Source organism: Priestia endophytica (genome assembly GCF_026790145.1).
GTDB classification, from domain to species: domain Bacteria; phylum Bacillota; class Bacilli; order Bacillales; family Bacillaceae_H; genus Bacillus_I; species Bacillus_I endophytica_A.
Genome location: NZ_JALAMS010000028.1, coordinates 14,657 through 27,339 on the forward strand (window position 1 = coordinate 14,657; position 12,683 = coordinate 27,339).

The window sequence follows — 12,683 nt, forward strand, 5'->3', positions numbered from 1 at the left end:
CTATTCTTTAATTTCAACTGTATCTAAACGATCTGACCCTGTTGGATGTGGAGCAAATCCTTCAATTGTCTTGTTTCCTGCAAGAGCTGGTTTAGAATGTACAAGTGGAATCCACGGAGCATCATCTTTGATAATTTCTTGCGCTTTGTTATATAGCTCATTGCGCTTTTCTTTATCAATTGTTGATTGTGCTTTAAGAAGAAGTTTATGAACCTCTGGATTCTTATAATACGTGTAGTTGTTGCTTCCGATTGCATCTTCATCAAGTAAAACGTAAAGGAAGTTATCTGCATCACCATTGTCTCCTGTCCAGCCTAGTAGAAAACTATCTGCTTCACCTAAGCGGGCTTTTTCTAAATACGTAGCCCATTCATACGTTTTAATATTGGCTTTTACCCCGATATCTGCAAAGTTAGATTGAACAGCTTCTGCAATTTTTTGACCATCTGGCATATATGGGCGTGGAACAGGCATTGCCCATAGTTCAATCTCAAATCCACCTTCATATCCTGCTTCTTTTAATATTTCTTTTGCTTTTTTAGGATCATATGGATATGGATCTAAATCTTTATTGTATCCTTCAACAACTGGAGGCATTGGGTTAGCCGCTACCTGTCCTTCTCCTGCATAAAATGTTTTCAGCAATGCTTCCTTATCAACTGCATAGTTCAAAGCTTGACGAACTTTTTTATCTTTTAACGGGCCACGATTTGTGGTTAATCCAACATACGCTACGTTTAGAGACGGACGGAAAAATGTTTTTAAGTTAGGGTCGTTTTCGATAGATTCTACTTCACTGAAGTTTACTCCATCAATTAAATCCGCTTCCCCCGTTTTTAGCGCATTAAGACGCGCTGAGTTTTCTGGAATAACCGTAAAAATGACCTCGTTTAATTTCGGACGTCCTTCGTTCCAGTAATCTTCGTTTTTTGTAACTGTAATGCGGTCATTACGTTTCCACTCACTAAACTTAAATGCTCCTGTTCCAACAGGATGATCTCCAAACTTATCTCCTTGCTCTTTTAAAGCTTTTGGAGAGGCGATTGCAAATGGAGACATTGCTAAGTTTTTAAAGAATGGGGCAAGAGGACGCTTTAATTTAAATTCCACCGTGTACTCATCAGGAGTATTGATTTGCTCAATCACATCTCCAAATTGTGAATTATAGTAATAAAATTTTTCTTCATTTCCACTTTTCCATCGCTCAAAATTCACCTTTACAGCTTCTGAATTAAAGTCTGTACCATCATGGAACTTAACACCTTCACGTAATTTAAGCGTATACGTTAATCCATCCTCAGAGGTACTCCACTCTGTCGCAAGACCTGGTTCAAGCTCTGTGTTCTGTTTTCCGAATAGTATTAGCGTATCAAATATATTTTGAGTCACTTTAAATGACTCACCATCTGTCACAATTGCTGGGTCAAGAGAAACAGAATCGCCGCCGCGAGCAAATACAAGTGTGCTACCTTTCTCCCCATTTCCATCTGCTTTCTCCGAATTACTACAACCGGCAAGAGTCATCACAATTGCCAACGATAAGATGAGTAACCCAAACGACCATTTCTTTTTCCTCATTTCCTTCACCTCGCATAATATTTTAAAAATTCCGTTATATTCATTCATACAAATGACAGGCTACATAATGTTTTTCTTCTACTTCCCTAAAAATTGGACGCTTTTCTTTACAAATATCCATACATTTAGGACAGCGCGTATGAAAAGCACAGCCAACAGGGGCATCAGATGCTCTTGGTAAATCTCCATTTAAAACAACTTGCTCTTTTTTGGCTTCTGGATCTGGAACAGGAACAGCAGATAGCAACGCTTCTGTGTAAGGGTGAAAAGCTTTCTCATAAAGACGTTCACTGTCTGTAAGCTCTACAAGTTGACCTAAATACATCACTCCAACTCTGTCACTAATATGACGAACAACGCCAAGGTCGTGAGAAATAAAGATGTATGTAAGTCCAAATTCTTTTTGTAAATGCTCCATCAGATTTAACACTTGCGATTGAATAGAAACGTCGAGTGCTGAAACAGGTTCATCTGCAACAATAAGACGAGGGTTCGTCATTAAAGCTCTGGCAATTCCTATTCTTTGTCTTTGGCCGCCGCTAAATTGGTGCGGATAGCGCTTGCTATGATACGCGCTGAGACCTACTATTTCAAGCATCTCTTGTACTTTTTTCTTCCGCTCTTTTTTTGAACCAATTCCATGAACAATAAGCGGTTCTTCTAAAATTTTCTCAACGTTATGGCGGGGATTTAACGAAGCAAATGGATCTTGAAAAACCATCTGCATATCTCTTCTCAGTGAGCGAACAGCTTTTTTAGAGAGATTTGTAACCTCTTTTCCTTGAAAGGTAACACTACCTTCTGTTGGCTCAATTAAGCGCAGCAATAATCTGCCCATCGTTGATTTCCCACATCCACTTTCTCCTACAATCCCAAGGGTTTCACCTTCATATACCTCAAACCTTAAATCATCAACTGCTTTTACATTGCCAACCTTTCTTCCTAATATTCCTTCTCTATTTAGAAAGTACTTTTTGAGACCATTAACTTGTAGCAATGCTTTGCTCATCTCTAACCCCCTCCTCTTCATGTAAGAAACAGCGTACTTTATGATAGTTTTTAAGACGATAAATAGGTGGGGTTTCGATAAGACATCGCTCTGTTACAAATTCACACCGACTAGCAAAATGGCAACCTTGTTTAATAGATCCTGGCTTAGGAACATTACCAGGAATAGAATACAACCGATCTTTCTTTATTCTTTTATCAGGAACAGATTTAATGAGGCCCCTTGTGTACGGATGTTTTGGATTTTTAAAAAGGGTAAGAACGTCTGTTTCTTCAATAATTTTTCCCGCATACATAACCATGACCCGATCACACACTTCAGCAACAACTCCAAGGTCGTGAGTGATAAGCATAATTGCTGTATTTAATTCTTCATTTAATTCTTTCATTAACTGAAGAATTTGGGCTTGAATGGTTACATCAAGAGCTGTTGTTGGCTCATCTGCAATAAGTAACTTCGGATCACATAAAAGAGCCATCGCAATCATTACACGCTGTCTCATTCCTCCAGAAAGCTGATGTGGATAGTTTTTTATAAGCTCTTCAACTCGAGGCAGACCAACAAGCTTCAGCATGTCCAAAACCCGCTCTTTCGCTTGCTTCTTACTCCACTTTCTATGTATGCGTATTGCTTCAGTGAGCTGTGAGCCAATTGTAAAAAGAGGGTTAAGGGACGTCATAGGCTCTTGAAAAATCATTGAAATGTCGTCTCCTCGTATTTCTCGCATTTGCTTTTCTGAGAGGTTCATAAGGTTGATCTCATTGAACAGCATAGAATCTGCTTCAACAATACCTGGGGGCTCAGGGACAAGTTTCATAAGCGATAGAGATGTAATACTTTTACCACAACCTGATTCGCCTACTACTCCTAAAATCTCGCCTTTTTTAATATGAAACGTAATACCATCAACTGCTGGCACCCTGCCATCTTCTGTTTTAAAAGAGATGCGCAAGTTCTGTACATCAATCACTTTTTCTGATTCCACAGCCTCACTCCTTATATAATAATTTAGAAACCATCCTCAACTGTAATTTTCTGACTTATCAGAAAATTACAGTTGAGAAAATTATAATACAAAAGTTTTTAAGTAGGTGTAAAAAAATGTCGAAAACTTAAATAAGTTTTCGACATTTTTATCCATCTAGTTGTTGCACACTAAAGAGACTATAGTAACTTCCTTTTTTCTTCATTAGCTCCTCATGTGATCCTCTCTCTTTAATTTTTCCATTTTCTACAAGAACAATTTCGTCTACATGTGTAATCGTAGATAATCTGTGAGCAACAATGAATGTCGTACGATTTTTTGCTAACTTTTCAACGGCTTCTTGAATAATGTGTTCACTTTCCAAATCAAGTGCAGAAGTTGCTTCGTCAAAAATAAGAATTGGTGGGTTTTTCAAAAATACGCGAGCAATCGCAATACGTTGTTTCTGACCGCCTGAAAGCTTGACACCTCGTTCTCCCACTTTTGTATCATATCCTTCAGGAAGTTCTAAAATAAAGTCATGAGCATTTGCTGCTTTAGCGGATTCGATAATTTCCGCTTCACTTGCTTCTGGGTTTCCAAAAGCAATGTTGGCACGAATAGAATCACTAAATAAAACATTGTCCTGCATAACAATTCCTATTTGATCGCGCAAGCTTCGTACTTTGAAAGAACGAATATCCTCTCCATCAATGCGCAAAACCCCTTTACTTACATCGTAAAAGCGAGGAATTAAACTAATAATTGTGGATTTTCCTCCTCCGCTCATTCCAACAAATGCAGTTGATTTTCCACTTGGCACATCCAGAGAAATGTTATGAAGCACTTCTTCATCTTCATAAGAAAAAGAGACATTTTCAAAAGTTACTCTTCCTTTAATATTCTTACATTCTTTTGCGTCTGGCTTATCTTCAATATCGTACTTTTCATCCATAAATTCAAAAACACGATCCATTGAAGCAATTGCTTGAGTTAAAGTTGTTGAAGCGTTAACAAGCCGGCGTAATGGGCTATAGAGACGATCAATATATGTAACAAAGGCAACCATCGTTCCCACACTTAAGCCGCCTTTTATAGCATAATAACCTGCATAACCAATTACTAATAAAGGGGCAAGATCTGTTACTGTATTAATAACTGCAAATGTTTTGGCATTCCAACTTGTATGATCAACAGCTCGTTTTAAAAAATTACCGTTATGTTTATCGAATTCTTTTTCCTCATGTTCTTCAGCTGAAAAACTCCTGATAAGCGATATTCCTTGCACTCTTTCGTGGAGATGACCTTGCACTTCTGCAAGAGCTTGAGATCTGACGCGTGTTAAATGACGCAGCCTGCCGTAAAAGTATTTAACGGTGAAAGCATAGACTGGAAATAAGATAATCGATACAATAGTTAATTTCACATTCATTGTAAACATGATAGCAATTGCAATAAAAATAGTTGCTGTATCAAGCCAAACGTTCATAAGTCCTGTAATAACAAAGGTTTTCGTTTGCTCCACATCATTGATTACTCTTGAAATCACTTCTCCAACTCTCGTATTTGCGTAAAAACGCATGCTTAGACGTTGAATATGATCAAAAAGCTTTCGCCGAATATCGTATAAAATTTTGTTAGCCACCCACTGTGCGTAATATTGACGATAATATTCAACAGGAGGACGAAGAAGGCCAAATATAACAAACATAAATCCCATTAAGTAAAAGAGTCTTGTTAATTTTTCACTGTCTGAAAGAGTATTCCCTCCTAAAATATTATCAACAACGTATTTTAAAATAAGCGGGATAATAAGAGGAAAAGAGAATTTAACAAGACCAATAATAATTGTTGCAACAATTTTCCATTTGTATGGTTTTACAAATACAAAGTATCTTTTTATGCTACTCAAACAAGGCCCCCCTCATATATAGAAAAAACCTGCCAGAAAGGGAACAGGTTAAATGTGCGGTCTTCGATATGTTAAATACCTTTCATACCACATATCAATAAAGTCTGGTGCAAACGGTCCTTTTCTTTGTCGAATCCAGTTTTGTAAATTTTCTAGGTTATATTTTAAAATTCGATCAATGACAAGTGGATAATTCATCTTCTTCCGATGCTCTTCATATTCATCTTCATCAAGAATTGTATAGGTCATATCAGGAAACACCTTAATATCTAAATCATAATCAATGTACTTTAATGCACCTTCTTCTAAAATGAATGGCGAGCTAATATTGCAATAGTAGTAGATACCGTCTTCTCTAATCATGCCAATCACATTGAACCAATGCTGAGAATGAAAATAGCAAATTGCAGGTTCTCGTGTCACCCATTTCCGACCATCAGATTCCGTTACAACCGTTCTATCATTGCCACCAATCATAAGCGTTTGGGTACCTTTTAAAATCATCGTTTCATCCCAAATGCGATGGATATGGCCATCATGCTTATAGCTTTGGATTTCAATTGGCTCTCCTTCCGCTGGTTGAATCATTTTTTCCCCTTCTTTCTATTTTAGAACTCTTCTCGTTTGTTTATGAATCTTTTATGTACTGCTTTGGAGTTCTCCCTTGTCCACTTTTCGTCTACCTTGTCTAATAACTACAATTATTCGTTCGTAACTACATAGGCTCTTTACCATTATAACTTTTTGGAGAACAAATTAAAACAAAAGGGGGTGCCTAGAGCAAACAATTCACTCCAGACGCCCCCTTTTTACCTATTTAAAAAGCGGTTCTTCTACCGCTTCTTTTTCATACGTTTCGATAATTGATGCAGTTTGGTTTTGAAACGTTGTCTGAATATCCTTCAGCTGTTGTTTCATGATTGAAATCTCTTCTTGCAAAGAATTTAATTTTGTTTCTTCTTGAAGCACTAAAAGCTCTCTTTCAATCTCTTGGCAACGTTCTATTTCTGATTGAATAAACAACAGCTCATCCATTGTCTTCATTTGCTTCACAACTAACTGATCAAATTTTTGCACGCGTTTCCCTCCACTTTATCATTAGTATGGGTAGATGCTTCACGTTCTGCGACTTACTTCACTAGTTTAATTCTTGATTAACATACTTTTCCCTTTGCCGATATATGTAAAATTTAGACAAGTTTTGTCACAGAAAAAGACACTTCCTATCCGAATGAAGGAAGTGTCTTTTGAACTTACAAATTAGCTGTTTTGGTTTTTGTTTTTGTTAGCTTGAGCGTTTTGTTGCTTCACTTGTTGTACATCAGTTTCAGCAGCATACTCAGTGCCATATTGGCCTTGGTTAGCTTGAGCATTTTGTTGTTTTACTTTTTGAATGTTAGTACCAGCTGCTGTTTGGTTTTGGTTTTGGTTTTTCTTTGCCATTGTCTTTCACCTCCACGAAAATTAATATGTCCCGAAGGTAAAAGAACTATTCAAATTAATTTATTTTTTTACACAAGCAGTGAACGACCACCATCAACAATGATTGTTTGTCCACAAATCATGCTTGCTCCTTCAGATAAAAGGAACATAACTGTATTTACGATGTCATCCATTTCAACCATACGTCCTGCAGGTGTATTTTCTCTTGCATCATTTAAAAGCTCTTCACGGTTTGGAAAATGCTTTAATGCTTCCGTATCTACAGCACCACCTGAAACTGTGTTAACTTGAATATTCTTCGGTGCAAGCTCAACAGCTAAGTAACGTGTTAAAGCTTCAACAGCTGCTTTTGAAACTCCAACTGTCGTGTAGTTCTCTAAGTAGCGCATAGAACCAAGCGAGCTAATAGTAACAATTTTACCTCCGCCCGTTTTTTCCATTCTTTTTGCCGCTTCTTGAGCACAGAATAAATAACCTTTGCTATTAATATCCATTGTCCAGTTCCAATGCGTTTCCTCAACTTCCATAATTGGACGAAGAACACCTGATGCTGCATTGCTTACAAAAACGTCAAGACGGCCAAAAGTGTGATCAATTTCAGCAAACATTTCCTTAATTTTCTCCACTTTTCCAACGTTTGCTTTCACAACTAATGCACGCTGTCCAATGCTTTCAATTTCAGCGGCTAGTTCAAGGGCTGCGCTTTTGCTACGTGCATAGTTAACAACAATGTCATACCCTTCCTTTGCTAAACGTAATGCTGTAGCTCTGCCAATTCCACGACTACTTCCTGTTATTAAAGCTACTTTATTTTCCATCATGACACCTCATTTTAAATTCATTAATCATCTTAATTTGCTATTTTATTGTAATGCTTACCGTGTATAAGACACAAGCATTGTTGTAAAAATAAAACGAGCACGCACAAGGCTCATAAATTTCACGACACGTGTATGGAGGGACGCCCATTATGTATGTTGGACGCGATATGACTGCTCTTTCAATGATAGGGAAAGAGGAGTGGAAAGACAGCGAACTTGCTTACTTTCATCACTCTCTTCAACAAATTATGCCCTATCTTAATAGTGAAGGACAAACGATTCATCGTCAAATTATGAATGAAATCCAAAATCGCGGTGGCCTTCATCGCAGAGAAGGCGACTATACGCATGGAACTGAAATAGTGTATGACTAATACTTCCCTATCCGAGAAAGCTCGGGTAGGGTTTAATCTTGTTGGCGTTCCTTAAATGCCTTCTTCATTTTCTGATGTGAAACAGGAAAAGCGTATTGCTCTGCTTCTTCCCATGTAAGAAGTTTGAGGGTTTCGCTCTCTTCTACTTTCCCTCTAATCTTTCCTTCGTAGACTGTAATATGCCATGTAAGATGTGAAAAAACGTGACTAATTGTTGTAAAAGGCTGTCCTATTTCAGCTTTCACCCCAAATTTTTCTGTTAAGAATGCTGTTAATTCCTCTTCCTTAGAAAGAGCTTTCTGAATTTCAACATTTGGAAATTCCCATAAATTTGCAAGCAGTCCTTTACTTGACCTTTTATGAATAAGAACTTTCCTACTTTCATCTGTTAACACTGCTGCTGCAAGTTCCACAGCTTTTACAGATTTCTTACTTGTCTTAACTGGTAATTCTTTTTGTGTGCCTTCTTCAAATGCCCTGCAATGTTCCTGAACAGGACAAAGTAAACAGGCTGGAGACTTTGGTGTGCAAATAAGAGCTCCAAGTTCCATCAATCCTTGATTAAAAAAAGAGGGGTTCTCATGCGAAATTATGGCATAAACAAGTTCATCAAAAAGCTTGCGTGTTTTTGGCTTCGCAATGTCTTCCCATACGAACAAAATACGGGAAAGAACACGCATTACGTTTCCATCAACAGCAGGTTCTGGGACGCCGTAGGCAATGCTTAAAATAGCTCCTGTTGTATATGGTCCAACTCCTTTTAGCTTAGACACTTCGTCTTTTGTTTCAGGCACAATGCCACCATACTCGTCGCGCACTTCCCTAACCGCATGCTGAAGATTGCGCGCTCTGGAATAATAGCCAAGCCCCTCCCATGCTTTTAATACGTCTTCTTCATCAGCATCAGCCAAATGTTCAAGTGTTGGAAATTTACTTATAAAATTATTAAAATAAGGAATAACAGTATCAACCCTTGTTTGTTGAAGCATAATTTCAGATACCCACACTTTGTACGGATCTTTATCTTGGCGCCACGGTAAATCACGCTGCTCTGCTGTAAACCAACCAATCAAATCTTCTTGAAATTTTGCTATATTAAAATCCTTTACAATTTCTTTACTTTGTTTCATGTGCTATCCTCCGAGGTATTATGATAAATATGAATATAGGGATTCTTCATTTCTTCCCATTCCATTCTATTGTCTGTTTAATATAGATAATAAAAGCGTGCAATAATTACAATATTTCCCTCTATATAATGCTTCTTCTTGTTAAACACTATAGGTAACAAGCTTCCATAAGTTGTCACCTATACGCCTAAGCTACAATGAAACTTGATGAACAGAGTTCAAAAGCGTTATAATCCACATAATCCAATTTGCAATAAAGCAAATTGTTTAAATAACAACATGAATCACAAGAATTTAGCCTAACGTATATTTGTTATGACCTGTTAGAACCGAACGATTAGGAGGTCTTTTTTTGGATACTGGAACACATATTGTTATGGGAATTGCTTTAGGAGGATTAGCAACGCTAGATCCGACTGTTTCTTCTCATTTAGATACGAAAGAAGCTGTTATGATAGGAGCTATTGCAGGATCACTTATTCCTGATATTGATACGATATTAAAATTAAGAAACAACGCCAAATACATCCGGAACCATCGCGGGATTACTCACTCGATTCCTGCCGTTCTTCTATGGCCGCTTCTTATTACGTTTATTTTGCATCTACTTTTTCGAGATGCCCATCTTTTTGATTTATGGATGTGGACATTTATAGGAGTCATTATTCACGTTTTTGTCGACATTTTCAACGCCTATGGAACACAGGCATTTCGACCCTTTTCTCAAAAATGGGTAGCGCTTGGGATTATCAATACGTTTGATCCGTACTTTTTCACTATCCATATCATTGGCATAATCATTTGGGCTATTGGTGGAAGTCCTGGTCCAACCTTTATTACGGTTTTTGGCGTTATTATCGTCTACTATTTTATCCGAATTGCAATGAATCTTAACTTGCGTCATAAAATTAAAAAACAACTTCCAAATGTAGAAAAGATTATTATTTCACCAACAATGCGTTTCAATCGTTGGCATCTCGCTATCATTGCTAAAAATCACTTTTATGTGGGAAATGCCACAAACGGAGAAATCAAAGTCCATGATGTTTTTGACCGGATGGAAGAACCTTCATCAGCGCTTATGGAAGCAGCAAAACAAGATGAAAACTTATCAGCATTCCTTTCATTCTCCCCTATATACAGGTTCGAGACTGCAGAGTATAGCGATCATATTGAAGTACGCTTTATTGATCTTCGTTATCGAAGCAAAGGATATTATCCGTTCGTAGCCGTTGTTCAGCTTGATTTTGATTTAAATATCATCTGTTCCTATACAGGATGGATTTTTAGTGAAAAGAAACTCCGTAAAAAACTAGATTATTTACCAAACTAAAAAGAAGTGGGTTTCCACTTCTTTTTAATGTTTTAAATCATCTTCACTATCCATTAGTGCTTTGAATTTTGGATTGCTTGTTTTGAACTCGTGCAGCCTCGGTCCATAATGATTAATCCAGTTTGTTACAATCTGCTCTGTTAACTCCTGTCCTTTATACTCCCGACCTGCTTTAGCATATGTTGCTTCAAAGTCTTCCCATAAAAGCTCAATCCACGTCCGCGCTTTGGCATATGATAAGCTATCGTTCTTCTCTAACAGCATTGTTGTTAAACGCTCAAAAATATCTTCCATTTCCTCATTTCCTTTCTGTTCTAGGGCAATATCTGGTTACATATCGCGCTAAGCTTATAGCATATACTAAACATGCATAAGGATATTCTTTATGCACGTTACTTCTAACAAGGGGGCAAACGCACGATGCGAAATAAAGCAAAAGGATTCCCAAATCAAAATAATAACAAATTTGAAGGTGAACCGCGAGCAAAAGCTGAATATGCGTCAAAACGAGCAGATGGAACAACTAATACGCATCCGGCTGAACGCATGCGTGCTTCTAATGAACGCGCGGATTATTAACTCTAACGAAACATAATTCTGGAGGTGCTCACAGTGGGAAAAAATAGACAAAATCAATTTTCAAATCAAGGCTATCAAAACCCATTTCAACAACCAGGGTCGAGTCCAAAACATGCGTCTTCACAAGTGAATGGCGAAACTCAACAAACTCAAGGATTAATTGTGTTAGAAAAACAAATGCGCAAAGAACATTCATAACTCCCTAAATGAACAAGCTAAAAGCATGTAAGACAAGCTCTTACATGCTTTCGCTTTGTTTCAAAAGAGAAATAGGCAACGCTTCTTCTTTATCGGGTTCATCTGTACGAACTCCCCATGCAAAAACACCATTCAAATAACCAATTTTGAAATAGCGGCCAGGATCCCCTTCAATTTCATAAACTTCCCCAGGTTTGAAATGATCAGGATTTAACAAATAGGCTTTGGCAAGAACCATCTTTCTCTCTAATACAGCGTACTCATTTACAATCCCAAGTTGTTCTGCCTTCCGAGCTTTCTCACCAAGCTGACTAATTTCTTGTCTTAACTCATATTCTGTGTACTCACTATATCTTTTCTCCATCTTTGACCCCTTCTTCCCCTCTTGTTTATATGATTGTTTTAATAACATCATTACGTGGTAAAGGTTACAAAACCTTTTTTCCTATATAAAGAAGCTTTGAAGGCTTCTTTATTGTTTAAATTGTAGCAAAAGATCGCATAAATAACATATAGTTAGTCATTTTGCTGGGCTAAATAATCAAGAAGCTTGTTTATTTGTTCAAGTGGGAAGCCTTTTTGATAAAGATGAGTTTTCATTTTCTGTGTGTATTGAAAATCCTCATATTTACGATAGCGTCGATGAGCTTTTTCGCCTTGTTTTTTTAAGACTTCCCACTGCTCATCTTCATCTTTCTCAAGAGAGACTTCATGAAGTGCTTTTGTGATAAGAGAAAGATCGAATCCTTTTGTAAGCAGGGTGGTTTTAGCTTTTTGCTTCATCATCTTTTCAGACTGCTTCTGGCTTTTCTTTCTCGTTTTTTCAATCAGCTTAAGGGCATTTTCAAACTGAAGCTCTTCATCATATTCAAGAAGAGACTCTTCAATATCAGAACCTGTAATTCCTTTTTCAATCAGCTCTTGCTTTAAAAGCCCAGGACCCTTTGAGTTTGTTCGCATGTGCGTGCGAACGTAAGCTTTCGCAAATTCTAAATCGTTAAGATACCGATATTCAAGCAGTTTCTCAATTGCACGACGGATTGCGTCGTCACCCATTTCTTTTGTTTGTAAATACCGCTGAACTTCTTTTACGGAACGCATGCGGTATGATAAATAGGTAAGAGCTAAATTATGCGCCTTTTTAACATGATCCTCATATTGAATTTCGGCAATTTCGTCGTCTGTTAAGTTTTGCCCTTTTCTAATTGCAAAAGTTGTTAGTACATATTCATCAACGCTGAACGCATATTCTTCACCTTTTCCGTAATCAAGAAAAACATTATAGCGCTCAGTATTCTTCTTTTGCGTTGTGATTTTAGTAACAATAGGCATTTCGGTTCAC

At 37.4% G+C, this 12,683-nt stretch carries 16 protein-coding genes; 4 read left to right on the forward strand and 12 right to left on the reverse strand.

All coding sequences use genetic code 11. The features are described from left to right. The 8 genes from MOC86_RS19195 to fabL all read right to left on the reverse strand — a co-directional run bounded on the left by MOC86_RS19195 (position 1) and on the right by fabL (position 7,724). Positions 1 to 1,578 (reverse strand): ABC transporter substrate-binding protein, encoded by a 1,578-nt coding sequence (locus MOC86_RS19195; protein ID WP_268585595.1) that lies wholly within the window; start codon positions 1,576 to 1,578, stop codon positions 1 to 3. 40 nt (positions 1,579 to 1,618) lie between these two features. After that, entirely contained in the window at positions 1,619 to 2,587 is a 969-nt protein-coding gene (locus MOC86_RS19200) for an ABC transporter ATP-binding protein (RefSeq protein WP_268585596.1), read from the reverse strand. Next, positions 2,562 to 3,572: an ABC transporter ATP-binding protein gene (locus tag MOC86_RS19205; RefSeq protein ID WP_268585597.1), complete on the reverse strand. Its 1,011-nt coding sequence runs from the start codon at positions 3,570 to 3,572 to the stop codon at positions 2,562 to 2,564. Before MOC86_RS19205 ends, MOC86_RS19200 begins: the two co-directional genes overlap by 26 nt. A 148-nt stretch (positions 3,573 to 3,720) precedes the next feature. Beyond that, positions 3,721 to 5,463 (reverse strand): ABC transporter ATP-binding protein, encoded by a 1,743-nt coding sequence (locus MOC86_RS19210; RefSeq protein WP_268585598.1) that lies wholly within the window; start codon positions 5,461 to 5,463, stop codon positions 3,721 to 3,723. A gap of 48 nt (positions 5,464 to 5,511) precedes the next feature. Beyond that, positions 5,512 to 6,051 carry a DUF402 domain-containing protein gene (locus MOC86_RS19215; RefSeq protein ID WP_268585599.1) on the reverse strand — a complete coding sequence of 180 codons (540 nt, stop codon included), beginning with the start codon at positions 6,049 to 6,051 and terminating at the stop codon, positions 5,512 to 5,514. Positions 6,052 to 6,276: 225 nt separating this feature from the next. Further along, positions 6,277 to 6,540 (reverse strand): YgaB family protein, encoded by a 264-nt coding sequence (locus tag MOC86_RS19220; RefSeq protein ID WP_040060651.1) that lies wholly within the window; start codon positions 6,538 to 6,540, stop codon positions 6,277 to 6,279. A gap of 183 nt (positions 6,541 to 6,723) precedes the next feature. After that, entirely contained in the window at positions 6,724 to 6,906 is a 183-nt protein-coding gene (locus MOC86_RS19225; RefSeq protein WP_268585600.1) for a gamma-type small acid-soluble spore protein, read from the reverse strand. A 68-nt stretch (positions 6,907 to 6,974) separates the two neighbouring features. Then, positions 6,975 to 7,724, reverse strand: a complete 750-nt coding sequence (gene fabL, locus MOC86_RS19230; RefSeq protein WP_019390612.1) for an enoyl-[acyl-carrier-protein] reductase FabL — start codon at positions 7,722 to 7,724, stop codon at positions 6,975 to 6,977. A 152-nt stretch (positions 7,725 to 7,876) separates the two neighbouring features. Between fabL and MOC86_RS19235 the strand changes: the two genes are divergently transcribed. Then, complete coding sequence (locus MOC86_RS19235; RefSeq protein ID WP_124051563.1) at positions 7,877 to 8,101, forward strand: hypothetical protein; 225 nt, start codon at positions 7,877 to 7,879, stop codon at positions 8,099 to 8,101. Positions 8,102 to 8,133: 32 nt separating this feature from the next. Here the strand turns inward: MOC86_RS19235 and mutY are convergent, their stop codons facing one another. Further along, complete coding sequence (gene mutY / locus MOC86_RS19240; protein ID WP_268585601.1) at positions 8,134 to 9,231, reverse strand: A/G-specific adenine glycosylase; 1,098 nt, start codon at positions 9,229 to 9,231, stop codon at positions 8,134 to 8,136. Between the two features lie 352 nt (positions 9,232 to 9,583). Between mutY and MOC86_RS19245 the strand changes: the two genes are divergently transcribed. Beyond that, positions 9,584 to 10,564, forward strand: coding sequence for a metal-dependent hydrolase (locus MOC86_RS19245; protein WP_268585602.1), 981 nt, complete (start codon positions 9,584 to 9,586; stop codon positions 10,562 to 10,564). Between the two features lie 24 nt (positions 10,565 to 10,588). Here the strand turns inward: MOC86_RS19245 and MOC86_RS19250 are convergent, their stop codons facing one another. Next, positions 10,589 to 10,858, reverse strand: coding sequence for a YfhJ family protein (locus MOC86_RS19250; protein ID WP_019390608.1), 270 nt, complete (start codon positions 10,856 to 10,858; stop codon positions 10,589 to 10,591). 126 nt (positions 10,859 to 10,984) lie between these two features. Between MOC86_RS19250 and MOC86_RS19255 the strand changes: the two genes are divergently transcribed. Both MOC86_RS19255 and MOC86_RS19260 read left to right on the forward strand, forming a co-directional pair. Further along, the gene (locus MOC86_RS19255; protein WP_019390607.1) at positions 10,985 to 11,143 is read left to right on the forward strand and encodes a small, acid-soluble spore protein K; all 159 of its coding nucleotides are present in this window, start codon (positions 10,985 to 10,987) and stop codon (positions 11,141 to 11,143) included. Positions 11,144 to 11,176: 33 nt separating this feature from the next. After that, complete coding sequence (locus MOC86_RS19260; protein ID WP_268585603.1) at positions 11,177 to 11,341, forward strand: YpzG family protein; 165 nt, start codon at positions 11,177 to 11,179, stop codon at positions 11,339 to 11,341. A 40-nt stretch (positions 11,342 to 11,381) separates the two neighbouring features. On the opposite strand, the gene MOC86_RS19265 is transcribed toward MOC86_RS19260, so the two are convergent. Further along, complete coding sequence (locus MOC86_RS19265) at positions 11,382 to 11,705, reverse strand: YfhH family protein (protein ID WP_268585604.1); 324 nt, start codon at positions 11,703 to 11,705, stop codon at positions 11,382 to 11,384. 152 nt (positions 11,706 to 11,857) lie between these two features. Further along, positions 11,858 to 12,673, reverse strand: coding sequence for a recombination regulator RecX (gene recX / locus MOC86_RS19270; RefSeq protein WP_268585606.1), 816 nt, complete (start codon positions 12,671 to 12,673; stop codon positions 11,858 to 11,860). Positions 12,674 to 12,683: the final 10 nt, after the last annotated feature.